The sequence below is a fragment of the Micromonospora sp. NPDC049891 genome (assembly GCF_040660295.1).
Classification (GTDB): domain Bacteria; phylum Actinomycetota; class Actinomycetes; order Mycobacteriales; family Micromonosporaceae; genus Micromonospora.
On record NZ_JBFAML010000008.1, the window covers coordinates 85,415 to 106,242 of the forward strand.

Sequence of the window (20,828 nt, forward strand, 5' to 3'; positions counted from 1 at the left end):
GAGGACAACGCCGTATGGCCAAGATGATCGCGTTCGACGAAGAGGCGCGCCGCGGCCTCGAGCGGGGCATGAACCAGCTCGCCGACGCCGTGAAGGTGACCCTCGGCCCCAAGGGCCGCAACGTCGTGCTCGAGAAGAAGTGGGGTGCCCCCACCATCACCAACGATGGTGTGAGCATCGCCAAGGAGATCGAGCTCGAGGACCCGTACGAGAAGATCGGCGCCGAGCTGGTCAAGGAGGTCGCCAAGAAGACCGACGACGTCGCCGGTGACGGCACGACGACGGCGACCGTCCTGGCCCAGGCACTCGTTCGCGAGGGCCTGCGCAACGTGGCCGCCGGTGCCAACCCGATGGCCCTGAAGCGGGGCATCGAGGCTGCGGTCGCCAACGTCTCGGAGGAGCTGCTGAAGCTCGCCAAGGACGTCGAGACCAAGGAGCAGATCGCCTCCACCGCCTCCATCTCCGCTGGTGACACCAGCGTCGGTGAGATCATCGCCGAGGCGATGGACAAGGTCGGCAAGGAAGGCGTCATCACCGTCGAGGAGAGCAACACCTTCGGGCTGGAGCTGGAGCTCACCGAGGGCATGCGCTTCGACAAGGGCTACATCTCGGCCTACTTCATGACCGACCCGGAGCGTATGGAGGCCGTCTTCGACGACCCGTACATCCTGATCGCGAACAGCAAGATCTCGTCGGTCAAGGACCTGCTCCCGATCCTGGAGAAGGTCATGCAGGGCGGCAAGCCGCTGCTGATCATCGCCGAGGACCTGGAGGGCGAGGCCCTGGCCACGCTGGTGGTCAACAAGGTCCGCGGCACCTTCAAGTCGGTCGCCGTCAAGGCGCCGGGCTTCGGTGACCGCCGTAAGGCCATGCTCACCGACATCGCGATCCTCACCGGTGGCCAGGTCATCAGCGAGGAGGTCGGCCTCAAGCTGGACGCCGTCAGCCTCGACATGCTGGGCCGCGCCCGCAAGGTCGTGGTGACCAAGGACGAGACCACCATCGTCGACGGTGCCGGCGACGCCGAGCAGATCCAGGGCCGGGTCAACCAGATCCGGGCCGAGATCGACAAGAGCGACTCCGACTACGACCGGGAGAAGCTGCAGGAGCGGCTGGCCAAGCTGGCCGGTGGCGTTGCGGTGATCAAGGTCGGCGCGGCCACCGAGGTCGAGCTGAAGGAGCGCAAGCACCGCATCGAGGACGCGGTCCGTAACGCCAAGGCCGCCGTCGAGGAGGGCATCGTCCCGGGTGGTGGTGTCGCGCTGGTTCAGGCCGGCAAGACCGCCTTCGACAAGCTCGACCTGGCCGGCGACGAGGCGACCGGCGCGCAGATCGTCAAGATCGCGCTGGACGCCCCGCTGCGGCAGATCGCCGTGAACGCCGGCCTTGAGGGCGGCGTCGTGGTGGAGCGGGTCCGTAACCTCGACGCGGGTCACGGCCTCAACGCCGCGACCGGTGAGTACGTCGACCTGCTGGCCGCGGGCATCATCGACCCGGCCAAGGTGACCCGTTCGGCGCTGCAGAACGCCTCGTCGATCGCCGCGCTGTTCCTCACCACCGAGGCCGTCGTGGCGGACAAGCCGGAGAAGACCCCGGCCGCCCCGGCTGGCCCGGGTGGCGGGGACATGGACTTCTGAGTCCAGCTCCAACGCCGGAAGGGGGCGGGCCGCGTCAGCGGTCCGCCCCCTTCCGTCATGTCGGCACTTGTCGTCGGCCCTGTGTCGGCGGTTACCGCTGGCCCGCTATGTCGGCAGTGGTCGCTGATTCCGTCGCTTCCGTGCCCGGTCGTACGGTGGGCGATGTTGCACCGGCTCGTCCACCAGGATGAGTGGCTCCTCCGGTGGTTCGCTCGCACCGGTCATCTCGGCCAACTGCTCGGCGTCGCCATAGTCGAGCCGGTCGACCGGCAGTTGGCCGGGGAGTCCGTGGACCGTGGCCCAGGTGGCCGGTGGGGCGTCCCGGGTCTGATCGTCGTCCATGGTCATCGCTGCCTCCTCTACCGAAACGGTAGGGTGCGCCGAGCGCCGAGGCGGGCGAATGGCATTATCGGGATCTATCTGCTATTTGCCCTTTCAACTGCGGCCAAACGACCTGCCGTACGGGAGAGGACAGGTTCGACCCGGACGCCCGCGCTGCCCGAATGACACGCCCGTCCGGATTCCCTCGACGTCGTGCGCTCGGGTCAGGGCGGTCCGGTGACGCCGCCGCGGTGGCTGAACGGGTCGTCGGTGGCGGACCTGGTGACCACGTGCACCACCCCGCAGCACAGCGCCACGACGAGGGCCGGTACGCCCAGCAGGATCAGCAGGGCCATGCCCCGCCACCGAGCCGTCGACGATGGCGGGAGCGGAGCCGCCGCCCCGGGTGAATGACCGTGCATGAAGCCGCAAGATAGCAGTTCAGGCGCGGTCGGATAACCCCCGGGCGAGACCTGCTCACGTTGGGTGAGATCAGTTTCGGACGATCACCTGCGCGCCGCCGAGACGGCCGCGTACGCGTTGACCAGGCCGGCACCGGCGATGTTCGCCGCGCCGCCGCAGTCGTCGGTCCGATCCCCGGACGGGCCGTCGGTCTCGACCGGGTCGGCCGTCTCGGCCAGGATCCGCCGGGTGCGGTCCAGGTCGCCGACGAGTTCGGGGTTGGCCGACCACATCAACGCGACCACCCCGGCCACCTGCGGTGTGGCCATAGACGTGCCGTCGAGCACGGCGTACCCGCCGCCGGGCATCGCCGAGATGACCTCCGCCCCCGGCGCCATCAGGTCCGGTTTCGTCGCCCCGGTGGCCGTCGGGCCACGGGAGGAGAAGGCGGTGACCCGCCGCCGGTCGTCCACCGCGCCGACGGTCAGCACGTCCGCGTACGGCGCGGGCGGGTCCTGCACGGAGCCGCAGAACGGGCCGGTGTTGCCGGCCGCCGCGACGACGAGGATTCCGGCGGCCTCCAGCGCCGCCGTGGCCGGCCGCAGCGCGCGAGGATCGCAGCCTTCGATCGGCGGGCAGCCCCACGAGTTGGTCAGGATCTCCGGCGCCCGGGCGGGCCGCCCCTGCCGGAACGGGTCGCCGCCGGCCGGGAAGGGCGCCAGCATGAACTGGAGGCAGTCGAGGTAGGCGGCCGGGTTCCCCAGATTGCGGTCGAGGTTGACGCAGCCGACCCACTGCGCCCCGGGGGCCACGCCGATGCCGTCCCGCCCGACCGCGCTGCCCACCGTGTGGGTGCCGTGCCCGCTGCGGTCGGTCGGTGCACGGGTGCCGTTCCACGGGTCGAACCACGAGTCGTCGCCGCCCCGGAAACCCTGGGCCAGGGTCGGGTGCCGTCCGTCCACCCCCGAGTCGGAACTGCCCACGGTCACCCCGGCACCTGTGACACCGAGCTCGGACCAGACCCGATCCGCACCGAGCATCGTGATGTTCCACGGCGGGCCGGACGGGGGCGGGGCGCTGCCGGTGGCGCTGTCGGCGGGCGTCGGCAACGGACGCAGCCGTTGGCTGACCAGTACCCGGGCCACCTCCGGTCGGCTGGACAGCCAGGCCCGCACCGCCGGCCCACCATCCACCTCGATCGCGTTGACCAGGTAGTAGGGGGTGTGTGGCAGCCGGGCCCGGCGCAGGTCCCGCCGCAGGTCGGCCTGGGTCCGGTCGGCGGTGTCGACGAGCCGCCGGTAGACCTCCCCGGCGCGGGCGTCCCGGCCCGCCCGGCCTGGTCCGCCGCTCACGCCGCTGAGGTCCGCCTGCTCCCGAAGCAGTACGAAGAGCCGTTCACCGTGCAGTCCCGGCTGGCCGGCCGTGGCACCGACCAGGCCGACCGTGACCAGCAGCGTCAGCGCGCTCGCCGCGGCCAGCATCGGGCTGGGCGCGCGGGCCGAGCGGCGCGCCAGCAGCAGGCCGTACCCGACAGCCAGCACCAGTCCGACGGCGAGCCCGGCACCGGTCGCGGCGGCCACCCAGAACGGCACGTCGCGGGTGCCGACCAGCAGCAGGCTGACCTCCTCCGGATCGGTGAACGCCAACGGGCCGAACACGCCGAGCCCGACCAGCCAGGCGGTCGGTGCCCGGCCGCCGGCCCCGGCCGGATGACGGCCCACGACACGGCCGGTGATCGGGTGACCCGGCAGGCCGCGTCCCGTGCCCGGGTGGACGACGCCGCGCCCGGCGGCCGGACGGCGGGTCATGGCCCGCAGCGCGGCCAACGCGAAACCGGCCGGCGGCAGCGTCACCAGCAGCGGCAGCTGCGCACCGGAATGGCCGGCACCGGCACCCACCAGCAGCAGCACCACCCCGGCGACGAGCCCGCCCACAAGCACCAGGCGGGCCGGTCGGGGTCGCTCGCCGACCTCGAATTGACTCCAGAACCGGGCGTCGAGCAGCGTCGCGGCCAGCGCGCCGACCGCCGCCGCGCCCAGTCCGGCGAGAATTGTCTCCAACAGACCGCCGAGCGCGCCCAACCAGACCCAGGGCAGCAGCAGGGCGAGTCCGGCGGCCACGGCGAGCAGGGCCGCCACCGACGGGTGCGTGTCCAGGTGTGCCGGGCCCCCGGCCGGGTCGGCCGCGGCGGCGCCCGGATCACCCGTGGGCTCCGTGGTGACCGCGCCGGGACCGTCCGTGCGTCCGGTGCCTCCCGCGCCGGGACCCTCCGTGGGCTGGGAGACGACCGCGCCGGGATGGTCCGTGCGTTCCGGGGCGTGCTCGGGCCGCCAGGTTTCGGTGCGTCGACCGGGGCCGAGGACGTGGGACGGCAGCCGGGTCGTCACCACAGTCAGCAGCATGGCCGTGCTGGCCAGCGCGGCGAGGTACGCCTCGTGGTGCACCTGGGGGATCGTCCGCAGTAGCCCGAGCACGCCGAGCACGAGCGCGCCGGCGAACCAGAGCCGGCCGGTGACGCGGACCGCCGACGAGCGGGGAACGAGGGCCAACGGCAGCGCCGCGGCGGCGATCAGCAGCACGGTGAGCACGCAGACCACCGGCCAGAGCGGCACCAGCCGGTCCAGGCCGCCGATCAGCACCACCTGGTCGACGGCCCAGCCGCCGGTCTGCGCCAGGACCGTGACCGCGACCGTCCAGCAGCCGGCGAGAACCGCCGCGACGATCGCCCAGGGGCTACCGGTCGAGCCGGGTGTGGTGGGTTCCGCCCGCATCCGCACACAGTACGACGCGGCCACCGACGGGACGGGGACGGAGCTGCGGAGCGACTGATCGAGATGCCCGCGCCGGCACGTGTCGGCGGAGGGCCGGGACGGTTAACGTGGACGGGTGCGTGATCCGAACGTTCTGCGGTCCGTTGCCGGGCAGCTCTCGCCCGCCCGCCGCGCCGCCGACCTGCGTCGGTTGCGCGCCGAGCGGTTCGACGTGCTGGTGATCGGGGGCGGGGTGACCGGTGCCGGAGCGGCCGTCGACGCCGCGTCGCGGGGCCTCAAGGTGGCCCTGGTGGAGGCGCGCGACTTCGCCGCCGGCACCTCCAGCCGGTCCAGCAAGCTGATCCACGGTGGCCTGCGCTACCTGGAACAGTTGGAGTTGAGCCTGGTGCACGAGGCGCTTACCGAACGCGGCCTGCTGGCCACCCGGCTGGCGCCGCACCTGGTGCGACCGGTGCCGTTCCTGGTGCCGCTCCCCGCCGGTCGGGGCCTGCGCGACCTGCCCGCCCGACTGCTGCGGCGGGCCTACTACGGCGCCGGGGTGGCCGCGTACGACGCCTTCGCCGGCCTTGTCGGCGGCGGCCGGGGCATGCCGCTGCACCGGCACCTGAGCAAGGAGGGCGCCCGCCGCGTCTTCCCGAGCCTGCGCTCCGACGGCCTGGCCGGCGCGATCCGCTACCACGACGGACAGGTCGACGACGCCCGCCTGGTGGTCACCCTGGCCCGCACCGCCGCCAGCCTGGGCGTGACCGTGGTGAGCAGCGCCCGGGCGGTCGGGCTGATCCGACAGGCACGGGAGGTAACCGGCGTCCGGGTCCGCGACCTGGAGGCGCCCGCCGATTCACCCGAGGCGGAGTTCGAGGTACGCGCCCGAACGGTCATCGCCGCCACCGGTGTCTGGACCGACGACATGTCCCGGATGCTCAACGACGTCGGGCTGCGACCCGGTATCCGGGTCCGAGCGTCCAAGGGCGTGCACCTGGTGGTGCCCCGCTCGGCGATCACCGGCGAGACCGGACTGATCCTGCGTACGGCCACAAGTGTCCTGTTCGTCATCCCGTGGGGTGGGCACTGGATCATCGGCACCACGGACACCGACTGGCGGCTGGACCGCTCGCACCCGGCGGCTTCCGCAAGCGACATCGACTACCTGCTCCGGCAGGTCAACACCGTGCTGGACCGCCCGCTGACCACCGCCGACATCGAAGGTGTCTACGCCGGACTGCGTCCGCTGCTGTCCGGCGAGGCGGACTCCACCTCCAAGCTCTCCCGGGAGCACGCCGTCATCGAGCCGATGCTCGGGCTGCTGATGGTGGCCGGTGGCAAGTACACGACGTACCGGGTGATGGCCGCCGACGTGGTCGACCGGGCGGTGCGTCGGCTCGGCGGCCAGCGCGCGTCGCGTACGGCGGACCTGCCGCTGCTCGGCGCGGACGGGTACGCGGCGATGTGGCGGGACCGGGCGGATCTGGCCCGCCGTCACGGGTTGCCGGTGGGGGTGGTGGAGCACCTGCTGGAGCGCTACGGCAGCCTCACCCTCGACCTGCTCGCCCTGATCGACGCCGACCCGCTGCTCGCCTCGCCGCTGGCCGGCGCGCCGGAGTACCTCGCCGCCGAGGTGACCTACGCGGCCCGCGCCGAAGGGGCGTTGCACCTGGAGGACGTGCTGACCCGGCGTACCCGGATCTCGTTCGAGACGGCACACCGGGGCCTGGAGTCGGCCGAGCACGCGGCCGAACTGATGGGTGCGGTGCTGGGCTGGGACGCGGCCCGGCGGGCTCGGGAGGTGACCCACTACCGGGCCCGGGTGGAGGCCGAGCGACAGTCCCAGCTGATGCCGGACGACGCGACCGCCGACGCCGCGCGACTCGGTGCCCCGGATGTGCGGGGCTATGCCGCAGATCGGGGCGCCGACGACGGCGCGGCGGGCCTGGCCCGCTGACCGCTCCACTCTGGAGATCGCTGGGCATGGATATCCATCCGGCGGGTTACGCTCCCTACCTACGGTGGGGTAAGTTCCGCGAGTGATGGCGCTTTCCCGATCACGACTGGCCTTCCTGCCCGGCATCGCTCTGCTGGCGATCGCCCTCAGTGGCTGTGCGCCCTTCGGTGATCGCTCCGAACCCTCCGTGGAGGCGAGCGCGCCGGCCGCCGGGCAACCCGGCGGCGCGGGGGCTGCCACCACCGGAAAGGGCCGGGTCAGCCTGCTGCAGAACAACGGGCCCGACGGTCCGCTACGCACCCTGAACGTGGAGCCGGACGGGCGTTGGGAGTGCATCGACTGTGCCGGCGACGGGGTCACCTCGACCGGCGCGTTGAGTGAGGAGCAGCGTGAGCGTCTACAGCAGCTCCTGGCCGAGCCGGACCTGGCCCGGGAGACCGACGAGGCCCGCGGCTACCGGGTCAGCTGCGTGGGCGCTCTCACCTCCAGCCTGCTGACCGCGGCCGGCCTGATCACCTCGCAGGACTGCCCGGGGGAGGAACGGCCACCGGTGGCCGAGGAGATCCTGCTGCTGCTCACTCAGAACACGCCCGCCGAGATGGTCGGCTGACCCGGGTCAGAGCACCTTTCCGGGGTTGAGCAGGCCGGCCGGGTCGAGCGCCGTCTTGATCGCCTGGTGCACCCGTACGCCCACCGGACCGATCTCCCGGGCCAGCCATTCCCGCTTGAGCAGACCGACGCCGTGTTCACCGGTGCACGTGCCGCCCAGCTCCAGCCCCAACCGCATGATCTCGTCGAAGGCCCGCCGGCCGCGCTCCAGGCTCGCCGGATCGGCTCGATCGACCACGATGTTGGGGTGCATGTTGCCGTCACCGGCATGACCGACCACACCGATCGGCACCTGGCACTCGACCGCGATCCGGGCCACTCCGTCGAGCAGCGCGGCGAGTGCTCCCCGGGGCACCGCCAGGTCGTCGATGATCAGGCCACCGTTGCCACCCGGGTACGCGTCCGCGGCGTACTTCTCCATTGCCGGGTGGGCCGACCGGCGGGCCTGCAACAGCGCGGCGGCCTCCACGGCGTCACTTGCCGCGTACACCTCCTCGGCGCCGGCGGCCTCGCAGACCGAGGCCAGCTCGGCCAGGTCCACCGCCGCCCGGGGGCCGGTGTCGGCCGCGGCCAGCAGCAGCGCCTCGGCGTCGGTGCGCAACCCCATCGGCCGGTACGCCTCGATCGCCGCCAGATGGGTCCGGTCGAGCAGCTCCAGCAGACTGGGGGAGAGCCCCTGGGCGGCGATCCGGGCCACCGCCTCACCGGCCTCCGTGGTCGAGCCGAAGACGGCCACCAGGGTCAGCGACTCCGCGGGTGCCGGCCGCAACGCCACGGTCACCTCGGTGATCACTCCGAGGGTGCCCTCCGAGCCGACGAAGAGCCGGGTCAGGTCGTAGCCGGCCACGCCCTTGGCGGTACGCCGCCCGGTGCGCAGCACCTCGCCGGAGGCGAGCACCACCTCCAGGCCGAGCACGTACTCGGTGGTCACGCCGTACTTGACGCAGCACATCCCGCCCGCGTTGGTGGCGACGTTGCCGCCGATGGTGGACGACTCCCAGGAACCCGGGTCCGGCGGGTACCAGAGACCGCGCTCGCCCACGGCGGCGGTAAGCGCGGCGTTTACCACTCCCGGCTGGACGACAGCGATCCGGCTCACCGGGTCGATCTCCAGGATCGCGTCCATCGCGGTGGTGCTGATCACCACCGCGCCGTCGACCGCGTTCGCCGCGCCCGCCAGCCCGGTGCGCGCACCCTGCGGCACCACCGGTACGCCGTGCCGTCCGGCCGCCCGGACCACCGCGACGACCTCCTCGGTGCTGCGCGGCCGGGTCACCACGAACGGTGTCGCCGACGCACACAGGTCGGCCTCGTCCCGCTCGTGCCCGCGCAGCAGGTCCGGATCGGTGAGTACCGCGTCCGGCCCGAGCGCGGCACGCAGGTCGTCGAGGAGCGGGGAGGTGGCCATGTGGCCGAGGCTACGACCGGCCGCTGGTGATCATCAACCTGGGCCGGCGCCCGGTACGGTGGCTACCGTGATCTACGTGGACCGGCCGTCCTGGCCGGGGCGCGGCCGCCTCTGGTCGCACCTGATCAGTGACGTCTCCCTCGCCGAACTGCACGCCTTCGCCGAGATGCTGGGTGCCCCCAGGCGGGGTTTCGACCGGGACCACTACGACATCCCCTCGGAGCGTTTCCCGATGGCCGTCTGGCTCGGCGCACAGGTGGCCCCCAGCCGCGAGCTGGTACGCCTCCTCCACGCCGCAGACCTCCGCCGCCCCAAACACCTCTCCCGCCCCCGCCCGGACCACCGCGATCTTGCACTCTCGGTCCCCCATCCGCGGCTTTGACGCCGTTATGTCCCGACGAAAGTGCAAGATCGACGTGGGGTTACGGGGTCAGGTGGGTTAGTTCGCGGGTGAGGTTTTCGTGGGCGGGGTGGGTCCAGTGGGCGGCCAGGGTAGGGATGCGGTAGAGGGTGGGTAGGGCCAGCAGGGCGGTGAGGACCCGGGTTCGGCCGGTCCGGTAGTCCGGCTCGGGGACGTGGGCGTACTCCTGACGGATCGCGGCGGCGTACCTGTCGTACTCCGGTGGTGGTGCCGCCAGCACCGCCAGGTCGGCGTCGCAGAGCAGCGCGCCGTCGCCGTCCGCCGGATCCACCACATGGCCGGCGGTGAGCAGGACCAGCCGATTCACCTCGGCCACCTCGACGGCGGGCAGCCCTGACCGGGTGAGCAGGGCGTCGGCGAGCGCCGCGCTGTCGCGCTCGTTCCGGTCGCCGGACGCGCGGGGGTCGTACACCGCGTCGTGACACCACGCGGCGAGTCGGACCAGATCGGGTCGTGGCGCGGTCGAGGCGTACCTGTCGATCACGTCGAGCACGGCGACCAGGTGCGCGACCGTGTGGTAGTGCCGGTGCGGCTCCCGCCACCGTTCGAGCAGCTCAGCCCCCGCGGCGTCGACCGACGCCGGATCGGCGGCTCCGGCCGCCAGCGCGGCGGTGCGCCATCGTTCGATCAACCCGGTCACCGGGCCGAGTCTGCCCCATCCGGTGAGGTGCCGCGATCTGCCGTCGCCCACCCGGAGGGATGTACCGCTTCGGCGGGGAATGTCCGGGCGTCAGGCGGGTAGTCCCGGCCATGGCGGTGGCCCGGAACGGACTGTCTCGGCTGCTGCGCCGCGACGGCACACGCGACGGCCGGTCCGACGTGGACACGGCCCGGATCGCCGACACCGTGGCGCAGCTGCACCACCGTGGCAAGGCCACCCTGCGCGACCGCCTGCACCGGGTACGCCTGTCACTCGGCCTGGCCGCCCAGGCAGGTCTGGCGGCCGGGCTGTCCTGGCTGGCCGCGCACGAGCTGCTGGGCAACCCGCAGCCGGTCTTCGCCCCGATCTCCGCCGTCGGCACCCTGGCCGTCTCGGTGGGACAGCGGTTCCGCCGGACCGTGGAGCTGATCCTCGGGGTGGGCGTCGGGGTGTTCGTCGGCGACCTGCTGATCTATTTCCTCGGCACCGGACCGTGGCAACTCGGGCTGGTGGTCACCTCAGCCATCGTGCTGACGGTCTTCGCCGGAGGCAGCGTCGCCATCGTCATCCAGGCCGCCGCGACCGCGGTGCTGATCGTGACGCTCAGTCCGTCGGTCGAGGACCTGGAGATACCCCGGTTCATCGACGCCCTTGTCGGCGGCAGCATCGCGCTGCTGGTCACCGCGATCCTGCTGCCGCTCAACCCGCTGCGGGTGCTCAACCGGGCGGCCCGGCCGGCGCTGGACCTGCTCGCCGACCAGCTCGATCTCGCCGCTCACGGGCTGAGGGATCGGGATCGGGACAAGATCCAAAGTGCGCTGGACCGGCTGCGCGACAACAAGGACGAGCTGGCCACCTTCTCCGAGGCGATCGAGGGTGCCAAGGAGACCGCGCTGCTCTCCCCGGCGCGATGGCACCGGCGCAGCGAACTCACCCACTACGCGGAGGCGGCCGACCCGATCGACCGGGCGATGCGCAACAGCGGCACGCTGATCCGTCGCGCGGTGACCCTGGTGGAGGACGACGAGCCGGTCCCGGAGCCGATGCCGGACGCGGTCGGTCACCTGGCCGAGGCGGTACGCCTGCTCCAGAAGGAGTTCGCTCAGGGCGAGGAGCCCGAACAGGCCCGGGAACGGTCGCTGCGCGCCGTCAGCGAGGCCGGCCGGGCGTACGGCGACGGGGTCGGGTTCTCCGGCAGCGTGGTGGTGGCCCAGGTGCGTACCACCGCCAGTGATCTGCTGGTGGCCTCCGGCATCAGCCAGGAGGAGGCGAACCGGCTGGTGCGGCGCTCCTTCGGTGAGCTGGACCGACCAGGGGCGCCGGCCGGGCCGGAACCGGCCGTGCAACGACCCACCGCGCCCCCGGTCGGCTGAGTCCACCGGGGCGGCCATGCGCCCGGCCGGGCGGGCCGGGGATGACTACGCTGACCGCATGGCCGTCACCCCGTCCGGCGGATCTCTGCCGCCGTCGCCGTCCGTGCCCGCCGATCCAGGCGCGGGTGGCGGCGTACCCGGAATGCCACGACGCCGGCTCAGCTGGCGACGGGCGCTGGTGCTGATCGGGGTGATCATCCTGATCGCGGCCTGCGCGATCTTCATGCTCTTCACGCTCGGCACCAGCCTCGGCCCGGAGGCGCTGCTGGTCGGTACCGCCGCGGCGGTACTACCGGTCCCGGTGCTGGTGGCCTGTTTCCTCTGGCTCGACCGCTACGAACCCGAGCCGTTGAAGTACCTGGTCTTCTGCTTCGCCTGGGGGGCCTTCGTCTCCACCGCGGCGTCGCTGACTGTCAACGAGACGGCGGCCGGCTGGTTCGAGAACCAGGGCCTGCCCGTCGCGCTCACCGCCGTCCTGGTCGCGCCCTTCATCGAGGAGCTGACAAAGACTCTCGGCCCGATCCTGCTGCTGATCTTCCGCCGGCGGGAATGGTCGGGCATCACCGACGGCCTCGTCTACTGCGGGCTCTCCGCGATCGGCTTCGCGATGGTGGAGAACATCCTCTACCTGGGTGGGTACGGATACGCCTCGGGTGTCGAGCAGTACGGCCCGGCGACCGGGGCGCAGCAGGTCATCGCCATCTTCATCGTCCGGATCCTGCTCTTCGGGTTCGCCCACCCGTTGTTCACCTCGATGGCCGGTATCGGACTCGGTATCGCCGCGCGGTCGGCGGACCGCCGGGTGCGGTTCTTCGCCCCGGTCGCCGGCCTGCTGCTGGCGATGATGCTGCACGGCACGTGGAACCTGCTGCCGACGCTGACCCAGGCCACCGGCGAGGTGCTGATCTCACTCTTCGGTTTCGTCGGCGTGATGGTTCCGATCTTCTTCGGCATGGTCGGGCTGGCGGTGTGGCTGCGGGCCTGGGAGGGGCGGCTCACCGAGCGGGTGTTGCCGGACTACGTCCGCGCCGGTTGGCTCACCCCACCGGAGGTGGCCGCGTTGAGCAGCCTCGGCCGACGACACGCGGCCCGGGTGTGGGCCCGCCGGGTGGCCGGCGACGCCGGTCTACGGGCGATGCGCGGTTACCAGTTCGCGGCGACCCGGTTGGCGCTGCTCCGGGATGGTGCCACGCGGGGTCTGGATCGCCGCCCCGCCGACCGGGACCGGACGGCCAGGGAGGAACAGGAGCTGCTGAACTCGATCGCCGCGTACCGGTCGTACTTCGTGGGCCGGGACCCGCAGTCGCCGGTCGGCGTCTGGGACGGGCACCGCTACCACCTGCGTTTCCCGGACGGGTCGCAGCGGGCGGTGGAGGCACCCGAGGAGCCGGTGGTCCCGATCCCGGTGGTGCTCACCCCACCGCCTCCGCCGCCCGCCTTCCCCGCCGGTCACGGCCAGCCGGGCTGGTACGGTCCACGTCCCGCCGCCCCCTGGCCGCCCGGCCACCGCTGACCGGCCGGGCAGCGCTCAGGTCATCAGGCTGGTGAGGAAGTCTCCGAGCCCCTGGGCCATCATCATCAGGGCCGCACCGATGGCCTTGAACATCTGCGCGGCGCCCTCCGGCCGGAACGCCATGAAGTAGATCAGAAACGCGAGGCTTCCCCAGGCCAGCACCTTCTTCACGAATACCGGCATCGTCCCTCCCCAGGCCGGTGGTGCGGCTGGCTTCCCGTCGGGGAGCGCGGCAAACGACGCGCGGGCCGGTGGAGGGGGCGGAACTGTCAGAGGTAGAGACCTGTCGCGTTCTCCTCGATCCGCTCGGCGGCCACCGCGTGGACGTCGCGTTCCCGCAGCAGCACGTAGCCACGGCCGTGCAGCTCGACCTCGGAGCGGTCGTCGGGGTCGAAGAGCACCCGGTCGCCGGAGACGATGGATCGTACGTTGGGGCCGACGCCGACAGCTGTGGCCCACGCCAGGCGTTTGCCCACCGCTGCGGTAGCGGGAATCACGATGCCGGCGCTGGAACGCCGCTCGCCGTCGCTGCCCTCCATCCGCACCAGCACGCGGTCGTGCAGCAGCCGGATGGGCAGGCCGGTGTCGAGGTTCGGGTCGGCGGTCACGCCGCAGACGCTACCGTGTCGGTCCCCGCCGGCCGTCGGTGGTCAGCGGGTTAGCGCACCGGGCGGGCGGGGCACTGTGGGTGGCGAATCCGTCCTACCGTTGCCTGGTCGGGCGTATCCTGTCCGACCTGACGCAGTGCGCAGGCCAAGATCTGCCGGGAGGTGCGCTTGAGCCGCTTCGAGCGGATACGCGGACGGCTGCGTCGCGCGTACCAGTCGGGCCGGGAATCGGTCCGAGCGGGTCGCGAGACGCCGCCCGACGTCCCGGAGCCGGCCAGCGTGGCCTCGCCGTCGAGCCCCGGGCCGGCGGCACCACCGGCGGCAACCGTGGTCGGTGCCGAAACGCCCACCCCGGTGCACAACTCCACCTCCAGTCGGGACGACGCCGACGTGCCACACGCGCTGCGGATCGCCGCCGCCTGGTGCTGGCGACTGATCGTCATCGGCATCGTCTTCTGGGCCCTGCTGAAGCTCGTCGGCACGATCAGCATCGTGATCATTCCGTTGGCCGTGGCGCTGCTGCTGTCGGCGCTGCTGGCACCCGCGGTCGGCTGGCTGCTCCGGGGCCGGCTGCCGAGATCACTGGCGACCGCTGTGGTGCTGGTCGCCGGGCTGGCCGCGGTGATCGGCACGCTCACCCTGGTGGTCAACGAGTTCATCAAGGGTGTTCCGGAACTGACCGCCAAGTCGACCCAGGGTCTGCAGCAGATCCAGGACTGGCTCAAGACCGGGCCGCTGCACCTGTCGGACAACGACCTCGACCGGTACATCGAGGAGACCCAGCAGTGGGTCAACAACAACACCGAGCGGTTCACCAGCGGTGCACTCTCCACCGCAGCCACCCTGGCCGAGGTGCTCACCGGCACCGTGCTGGTCCTCTTCGCCACCTTCTTCTTCCTGCGCGACGGCAACATGATCTGGCGTTTCCTGGTCCGGCTGCTGCCGGTCGCCGCGCGCTGGAAGGTCGACGACGCCGGCCGGGCGGCCTGGGCGACGCTTGTCGCCTACGTCCGGGCGACGGTGCTCGTCGCCTTCATCGACGCCGTCGGCATCGGCATCTTCCTGGTGATCTTCGACATCCCGTTCGCCTTCCCACTTGCCGCCCTGGTCTTCCTCGGCGCGTTCATCCCGATCGTCGGTGCGACCCTCTCCGGGGGTGTGGCGGTACTTGTGGCGCTCGTCGACAGCGGCCCGGTGACCGCGTTGATCATCCTCGGTGTGGTGATCGGCGTGCAGCAGGTGGAGGGGCACATCCTCCAGCCGTTGATCATGGGTAGGGCGGTCGCCATCCACCCGCTCGCAGTGATCATCGGTCTGGCGGCCGGCGTGGTGCTCGCCGGGATCACCGGCGCGTTGGTCGCGGTGCCCATCATCGCGGTGCTCAACACGGCGGTACGCCGCCTCGCCGCCCGGAGTGTCCCGGACACCCCGCCCGACGCCGTCGTCGTCGCCTCCCGTGCGCCCTGACCTCCGGGTCGTACGCCTCGGGCGGTGGCGGCTCGGCGTGGCGGACCGGCCAGCCGACGGTGGCCGAGCTGGGCGCGGCGTAGAGCCGCGCCACCGCTGACCGGCCGGCCACGGTGGGCTGGGCCCGCTCAGCTCGCCGCGAGGCGGGTCAGCGCGCCCCGGGCCACCTCCGGGCGGGTCGTGTACCAGAACGGCGGCAGCGAGCGGCGCAGGAACGAACCGTAGCTGCGAGCGGTCTCCAGCCGGGAGTCCAGCACCGCCACCACGCCGCGGTCACCGTTGGCGCGGATCAACCGGCCCACACCCTGCGCCAGCCGAACCGCCGCGATCGGGACGCTCACCGCCGCGAAGCCGGAGCCGCCCTGCGCGTCGACCGCCGCCGCCCGGGCAGCGGCGAGCGGTTCGTCGGGGCGCGGGAAGGGCAGCCTGTCGATCACCACCAGCTGGCACGAGTCACCCGGAACGTCGACGCCCTGCCACAGGGACATCACCCCGAACAGGCAGCTCGATCGTTCCTCCCGGAAACGCCGGACCAGCAGCGGCAGCGCCTCCTCACCCTGGAGCAGCACCGGCAGGTCGGTCCGGGCGCGCAGCAGCTCCGCCGCCTGCTGCGCGGCCCGTCGGGAGGAGAAGAGCCCGAGCGTACGCCCGCCGAGCGCGGTGACCAGCGCGAGCAGTTCCTCCCCGGCGGCCTCGGGTAGCCCGGAGGCTCCTGGCCGGGGCAGGTGGGCGGCCACGTAGAGGATGCCCTGCCGGGGATAGTCGAACGGCGAGCCGACGTCAAGCGAACGCCACCCGAGCCCGGAGTCGGTCAACCCGCCGGCCTGGTCCGCCCGGGTCGGTGGGGTACCACCGGTGGCGTCGTCCGACCCGGCCGGTCGCCGGGTGGTCTCGGCCAGGGCGGCGGCGGCCGGCGACGGCGGGCTGGGCGGGGGCGAGTCGAGGCCCAGGGCCCGGGCGACCGTGTCGAACCGGCCGCCCAGCGCGAGCGTGGCCGAGGTGGCCACCACGGTCCGCTCGTCGTAGAGGTGGGTGGCCAGGGTGCCGGCGACCGAGAGCGGTGCCACCACCAGCGCCCGCCGCCCGGTGACGTCGTTGCGCTCCACCCAGGCCACGTCGTGCTCGGCCTCCTCCAGCAACCGCTGGGCGGTGGTGGACAGCTCGTCGAGGACGGCCTTGGCCTGCTGTTTGCGTACCGGGTCGGGGTCGTCGGCCTTGATGTCGCCGATGCTGTCCAGGGCGGTACGGGTGGCGGCGTCCAGCAGCGTGCAGGCCTCCCGCAGCGGGCCGGGCAGACCGCTGGTGATCCGCCCGACCGGTGCCTCGGCCAACCCGACCGCGAGGGCGTCACCGGACGCGGTCAACGCCTCGGCCGTCTCCGGGCGCAGCAGCGGGCGGGCCCGCCGGGCGGACCTGTCGATCAGCTCCGGGGTCAGCTCCGCCTGGGCCGCCGAGGAGACCCGGTCGGCCAGTTCGTGGGCCTCGTCGACGATCAACAGCCGGTGCGGCGGGACGATGTGCCGGCCGGCGAGCATGTCGACCGCGAGCAGGCTGTGATTCGTCACCACGATGTCCGCCTCCCGGGCCCGGGCCCGGGACGCCTCGGCGAAGCACTCCGCACCGTACGGGCAGCGGGAGGCGCCGACGCACTCGCGGGCGGGCATGGAAACCAGCCGCCACGTCTGGTCGTCGACGCCCGGGTCCAACTCGTCGCGGTCACCGGTGTCGGTCTCCAGGGCCCAGTCCCGCAGCCGCTGGACCTGCTTGCCCAGCCGGCCGGCCTCACCGAGCCAGCGCGTGCCGCCGGGACGCTCGGCCGGGGCGTCGAAGAGGGTGTCCTCCGGCTCGTCCGCCGTGGAGTTCTCCAGCCGGGCCAGGCAGAGGTAGTGGTGCCGACCCTTGAGCACGGCGAACGTCGGGCGTCGCCGGAGCAACGGCTCGACGGCGTCGGCCAACCGGGGCAGGTCGTGCTCCACCAGCTGGGACTGCAACGCCAGGGTGGCGGTGGAGACCACCACCGGACCGTCCACTGTCAACGCCGGTGCGAGGTAGGCCAGGGACTTGCCGGTGCCCGTGCCGGCCTGCACCAGCAGGTGGTCACCGGTGCCGACGCACTCCTCGATCGCGGTGGCCATCCGCTGCTGGCCCGGACGGGCCGTACCGCCGGGCACCGCCCCGACCGCGGCGGCCAACAGCTCGGCTCCACCCGGCCGGTCACCCCGCCGGCGTGCCTTGTCGCGGGTGGTTCCGGTGCCGGTGGCGGTGCGGGGCGGAGTCACCGTGGCACGGTACCCGCCGGGGCGGACGCGGTCGGCACCGAACAGCCGTGTCGCGGTCGCACCGGACGAAATACCGCCACGTCGTCCGGTAACTTCCCGACGGCGACGCGTGGGCGGAATCGGCTAGGGTGCGACTCATGCCGAGCGACGTGATCCGGGTGATCTACCGCAAGTTCGACGGCAGCGCCCACCGCGACTACCCGGCCCGTCGGCTCGCTGAGGACGACCTCGGCATCTGGCTCGGCGTGTCCGCCGGCACCAGCTCGGTTTACCACGGCCGCCCGTCGGTCGAGCAGATTCCCTTCGTGCTGCTGGTGCCCCACCACGCCTGGTGGACGGGCATGTTCAACCCGCCGCCCCGCACCAGCGAGGTCTACTGCGACATCGCCAGCCCGGCCCGCTGGGAGGGCGAGGACACCGTTCATCTGATCGACCTCGACCTGGACGTGGTCCGGCGTCGCGAGACGGGCCTGGTCGAGCTGCGCGACGAGGACGAGTTCGCCGAGCACCGGGCCCGCTTCGGGTACCCCGACGACCTGGTGGTGGAGGCCGAGGCGGCGGCGCGCTGGCTGCTCGACGCGCTCGGCGACGGGACGGAGCCCTTCGCCACCTCGTACCGTAAGTGGTTGGCCCTGGTGGTCTGACCGCCGCGCGCACCCGCCGGCGCGGCCCGGCACGCTGCGGCTCCGTCGCGCGGACCGGCGGCGGGCGGGTGATGATGCTCCGATGGTGGACGACTGTGGCTTTGACGTGGTGGCGCCGACCGGCGGCGCGGTACGCGACCTGCTCCGGGTGCGGCCCGGTGGACCTGTCGACCTCGGGGCGATCGACAGCCGCTCGACTCCGGGGCTGCCCGGCCCAGAGGTGACCTGGCCGGACCGCAAGTCCTGGGCCCGGCAGCAGGTCACCCGGCTGGGTGCGGAGCTGGCCAGCCAGCAGGAGATGCTGTTCGCCGGTGCGAAGGCCGACCCGGTTGCCGGACGGCGGGTGCTGCTGGTGCTCCAGGCGATGGACTGCGGTGGCAAGGACGGTACGGTCAAGCGGGTGGTCGGGGCGATGAATCCGCTCGGCGTGCACATTCGGGCGTTCGGCCCGCCGACCGCCGAGGAACTGCGGCACCACTTCCTGTGGCGGATCCGCCGGGCCCTGCCGCCCCCGGGCCACCTGGGGGTCTTCAACCGCTCGCACTACGAGGACGTGCTGGTGCCCCGGGTTCAGGAACGGGCTCCGGAGGACCTCTGGCGGCCCCGGTACGCAGAGATCGACGAATTCGAGCGGGAGTTGACCGACGCCGGGGTGGTCGTGGTCAAGGTCTTCCTGCACATCTCCAAGCCCGAGCAGGCGCGGCGGCTGCTGGCCCGCCTCGACGATCCGACCAAGCACTGGAAGTACCACCCGTCCGACGTCGACGCCCGGGCCCGTTGGGACGACTACCAGGCCGCGTACGCCGAGGTGCTCGCCAGGTGCGGTACGGACCTCGCGCCGTGGTACGTCGTGCCGGCGGACCGCAAGTGGTACCGGGACTGGGCGGTGGCGCACCTGCTGCGTGAGACGTTCGACACTCTGGATCTGGGGTATCCGCCAGCCGACTTCGACATCGAGCGGGAACGGGAGCGGCTGCTGGGAACCACGGGGCCGGTGAAGGTGAACGGAAGTTGAACGAGCGGTGAATGCGATCTGGCCAGGGGTGGGCCGGCGAATCGCCGATCTGACGGTTCCCTAGCATTCCCTCAGCAGGGCGCCGAGCGGCGGCTGCCACCCCTTCCACCCGACACGACGAGGTCCGTGCTGTGAGGTTTTCCTTCCGCCCCAACGAGGGCGCTTTCTACGAGCTCTTCACCAGGGCCGCGCAGAACCTGGTCCGGGGTACCGAGCTGCTCAACGAGCTGGCCCTGCCCGATGTCGAGGTGCAGTCGGTGAGCGAACGGCTCACCGAGGTGGAGCACGACAGCGACCAGATCACCCACGAGCTGTACAAGAAGATCAACTCCACCTTCGTCACCCCCTTCGACCGGGAGGACATCTACCGGCTCGGCTCTCTGCTCGACGACGTGATGGACCACCTGGAGGCGGTGGGCAACCTGCTCTACCTCTACGGGCTGACCAAGCTGCCGTCGTTGCCACGGGAGATGCACGAGCTGGTGCACGTGCTGGACCAGCAGGCGAAGCTGACCGCCGACGCGATGCCGCGGCTGAAGTCGATGAAGGATCTCGAGGACTACTGGATCGAGATCAACCGGCTGGAGAACGACGGCGACCAGGCCTACCGGATGCTGCTGGTGCGCCTCTTCTCCGGCGAGTACGACGCGTTGACCGTGCTGAAGATGAAGGAGGTCGCCGACGAGCTGGAGGCCGCGTGCGACGCCTTCGAGCACGTGGCCAACACGGTCGAGACCATCGCGGTCAAGGAGTCCTGAGCCTGTGAGTCCCGAGCTCATCGCCGTGCTGGCGGTGATCGGGGTGGCCCTGGTGTTCGACTACACCAACGGCTTCCACGATGCCGCCAACGCGATCGCGACCAGCATCTCCACCCGGGCGCTGACACCACGGGTCGCCCTGGCCATGGCGGCGGTCGGCAACTTCATCGGCGCCCACTTCGGTGCCGAGGTCGCCAAGACCGTCGGCAGCGGGCTGGTCGAGCTGCCCACCGGCGTCTCCAGCCTCGGCATCGTCTTCGCCGGGGTCATCGGCGCGATCACCTGGAACATCATCACCTGGTACTTCGGCCTGCCCTCGTCGTCCTCGCACGCCCTGATCGGTGGCCTGGTCGGCTCGACCGTCGCCGCCTCCGGCACCGTGCTCTGGACCGGTATCGGCGAAAGCGTGATCATCCCGATGATCCTGTCGCCGATGGTCGGCTTCATCCTCGGTTACATCGTGATGATCGCGGTGCAGTGGATCTTCCGGAACGGGCATCCCGGCAAGCTCAACCGCGGCTTCCGCTGGGCCCAGACCGCCTCGGCGGCGGCCATGTCGGTCGGCCACGGCATGCAGGACGCCGCCAAGACCATCGGCATCGTGGTGCTGGCCCTCTTCGTCGGTGGCTTCCAGGAGGACGCCACCTACATCCCGGAGTGGGCGTTCTGGACCTCGGCGGCGGTGCTGGCGGCCGGTACCTACGCCGGTGGCTGGCGGATCATCCGGACCCTGGGCCGGAAGATCATCGACCTGCGTCCGCCGGAGGGTTTCGCGGCCGAGACCGTGGCCAGCGGCGTGCTCTACTTCAACGCCCTGGTGCTCGGTGCCCCGATCTCGACCACGCACACGATCACCTCGGCGATCATGGGTGTCGGCGCCACCAAGCGGCTCTCCGCCGTGCGGTGGGGCGTGGCCGGCAACATCATCGGAGCCTGGATCCTGACCTTCCCCGCCGCCGGCTCGATCGGCGCGCTGATGTACTTCCTGGTCCGCCCGCTGTTCAGCTGAGCCGTGCCGGTCGA

General features: G+C 72.0%; 19 protein-coding genes. 11 read left to right on the forward strand and 8 right to left on the reverse strand.

Annotated features, from left to right (window positions below):
* Nucleotides 1–14: 14 nt before the first annotated feature.
* Complete coding sequence (groL, locus tag AB0I71_RS12935) at nucleotides 15–1,637, forward strand: chaperonin GroEL (protein WP_357583998.1); 1,623 nt, start codon at nucleotides 15–17, stop codon at nucleotides 1,635–1,637.
* Nucleotides 1,638–1,742: 105 nt separating this feature from the next.
* Here groL and AB0I71_RS12940 read toward each other — a convergent pair whose 3' ends face one another.
* From AB0I71_RS12940 to AB0I71_RS12950, 3 genes are all read right to left on the reverse strand, one after another.
* Nucleotides 1,743–1,979 (reverse strand): hypothetical protein, encoded by a 237-nt coding sequence (locus tag AB0I71_RS12940; protein WP_357584272.1) that lies wholly within the window; start codon nucleotides 1,977–1,979, stop codon nucleotides 1,743–1,745.
* A gap of 203 nt (nucleotides 1,980–2,182) precedes the next feature.
* Nucleotides 2,183–2,314 carry a hypothetical protein gene (locus tag AB0I71_RS12945; RefSeq protein WP_357584000.1) on the reverse strand — a complete coding sequence of 44 codons (132 nt, stop codon included), beginning with the start codon at nucleotides 2,312–2,314 and terminating at the stop codon, nucleotides 2,183–2,185.
* 150 nt (nucleotides 2,315–2,464) lie between these two features.
* A complete protein-coding gene (locus AB0I71_RS12950) occupies nucleotides 2,465–5,131 on the reverse strand; it encodes a S8 family serine peptidase (RefSeq protein ID WP_357584002.1) in 2,667 nt (888 codons plus the stop codon).
* Nucleotides 5,132–5,246: 115 nt separating this feature from the next.
* On the opposite strand from AB0I71_RS12950, the gene AB0I71_RS12955 reads away from it, so the two are divergent.
* Together AB0I71_RS12955 and AB0I71_RS12960 are read left to right on the forward strand one after the other, a co-directional pair.
* Entirely contained in the window at nucleotides 5,247–7,070 is a 1,824-nt protein-coding gene (locus AB0I71_RS12955) for a glycerol-3-phosphate dehydrogenase/oxidase (protein ID WP_357584004.1), read from the forward strand.
* A gap of 85 nt (nucleotides 7,071–7,155) precedes the next feature.
* On the forward strand, nucleotides 7,156–7,680 hold the full coding sequence (locus AB0I71_RS12960) for a hypothetical protein (RefSeq protein WP_357584006.1): 525 nt from the start codon (nucleotides 7,156–7,158) through the stop codon (nucleotides 7,678–7,680).
* A 6-nt stretch (nucleotides 7,681–7,686) separates the two neighbouring features.
* Here the strand turns inward: AB0I71_RS12960 and AB0I71_RS12965 are convergent, their stop codons facing one another.
* Complete coding sequence (locus tag AB0I71_RS12965; protein WP_357584008.1) at nucleotides 7,687–9,087, reverse strand: FAD-linked oxidase C-terminal domain-containing protein; 1,401 nt, start codon at nucleotides 9,085–9,087, stop codon at nucleotides 7,687–7,689.
* Nucleotides 9,088–9,154: 67 nt separating this feature from the next.
* Between AB0I71_RS12965 and AB0I71_RS12970 the strand changes: the two genes are divergently transcribed.
* Nucleotides 9,155–9,469: a DUF4031 domain-containing protein gene (locus AB0I71_RS12970; protein ID WP_357584010.1), complete on the forward strand. Its 315-nt coding sequence runs from the start codon at nucleotides 9,155–9,157 to the stop codon at nucleotides 9,467–9,469.
* 40 nt (nucleotides 9,470–9,509) lie between these two features.
* On the opposite strand, the gene AB0I71_RS12975 is transcribed toward AB0I71_RS12970, so the two are convergent.
* Nucleotides 9,510–10,148, reverse strand: coding sequence for a metal-dependent phosphohydrolase (locus tag AB0I71_RS12975; RefSeq protein WP_357584012.1), 639 nt, complete (start codon nucleotides 10,146–10,148; stop codon nucleotides 9,510–9,512).
* Nucleotides 10,149–10,264: 116 nt separating this feature from the next.
* Here AB0I71_RS12975 and AB0I71_RS12980 point away from each other — a divergent pair, with 116 nt between their 5' ends.
* Together AB0I71_RS12980 and AB0I71_RS12985 are read left to right on the forward strand one after the other, a co-directional pair.
* The gene (locus AB0I71_RS12980; RefSeq protein WP_357584274.1) at nucleotides 10,265–11,521 is read left to right on the forward strand and encodes an FUSC family protein; all 1,257 of its coding nucleotides are present in this window, start codon (nucleotides 10,265–10,267) and stop codon (nucleotides 11,519–11,521) included.
* A gap of 16 nt (nucleotides 11,522–11,537) precedes the next feature.
* The gene (locus AB0I71_RS12985) at nucleotides 11,538–13,034 is read left to right on the forward strand and encodes a PrsW family intramembrane metalloprotease (RefSeq protein WP_357584014.1); all 1,497 of its coding nucleotides are present in this window, start codon (nucleotides 11,538–11,540) and stop codon (nucleotides 13,032–13,034) included.
* A gap of 15 nt (nucleotides 13,035–13,049) precedes the next feature.
* Here AB0I71_RS12985 and AB0I71_RS12990 read toward each other — a convergent pair whose 3' ends face one another.
* The gene (locus AB0I71_RS12990) at nucleotides 13,050–13,217 is read right to left on the reverse strand and encodes a hypothetical protein (protein ID WP_166458800.1); all 168 of its coding nucleotides are present in this window, start codon (nucleotides 13,215–13,217) and stop codon (nucleotides 13,050–13,052) included.
* Between the two features lie 86 nt (nucleotides 13,218–13,303).
* Nucleotides 13,304–13,642 carry a co-chaperone GroES gene (locus tag AB0I71_RS12995; RefSeq protein WP_203999716.1) on the reverse strand — a complete coding sequence of 113 codons (339 nt, stop codon included), beginning with the start codon at nucleotides 13,640–13,642 and terminating at the stop codon, nucleotides 13,304–13,306.
* Nucleotides 13,643–13,810: 168 nt separating this feature from the next.
* On the opposite strand from AB0I71_RS12995, the gene AB0I71_RS13000 reads away from it, so the two are divergent.
* Entirely contained in the window at nucleotides 13,811–15,109 is a 1,299-nt protein-coding gene (locus AB0I71_RS13000; protein ID WP_357584017.1) for an AI-2E family transporter, read from the forward strand.
* Between the two features lie 128 nt (nucleotides 15,110–15,237).
* On the opposite strand, the gene AB0I71_RS13005 is transcribed toward AB0I71_RS13000, so the two are convergent.
* Nucleotides 15,238–17,388, reverse strand: a complete 2,151-nt coding sequence (locus AB0I71_RS13005) for an ATP-dependent DNA helicase (protein WP_357584019.1) — start codon at nucleotides 17,386–17,388, stop codon at nucleotides 15,238–15,240.
* Between the two features lie 137 nt (nucleotides 17,389–17,525).
* On the opposite strand from AB0I71_RS13005, the gene AB0I71_RS13010 reads away from it, so the two are divergent.
* The 4 genes from AB0I71_RS13010 (at nucleotide 17,526) to AB0I71_RS13025 (ending at nucleotide 20,814) form a co-directional block, all read left to right on the forward strand.
* Entirely contained in the window at nucleotides 17,526–18,032 is a 507-nt protein-coding gene (locus tag AB0I71_RS13010; protein ID WP_357584021.1) for a DUF402 domain-containing protein, read from the forward strand.
* 82 nt (nucleotides 18,033–18,114) lie between these two features.
* Nucleotides 18,115–19,047 (forward strand): PPK2 family polyphosphate kinase, encoded by a 933-nt coding sequence (locus AB0I71_RS13015; RefSeq protein WP_357584023.1) that lies wholly within the window; start codon nucleotides 18,115–18,117, stop codon nucleotides 19,045–19,047.
* Nucleotides 19,048–19,178: 131 nt separating this feature from the next.
* Nucleotides 19,179–19,805, forward strand: coding sequence for a DUF47 family protein (locus AB0I71_RS13020; RefSeq protein WP_099849257.1), 627 nt, complete (start codon nucleotides 19,179–19,181; stop codon nucleotides 19,803–19,805).
* Between the two features lie 4 nt (nucleotides 19,806–19,809).
* A complete protein-coding gene (locus tag AB0I71_RS13025) occupies nucleotides 19,810–20,814 on the forward strand; it encodes an inorganic phosphate transporter (protein ID WP_357584026.1) in 1,005 nt (334 codons plus the stop codon).
* Nucleotides 20,815–20,828: the final 14 nt, after the last annotated feature.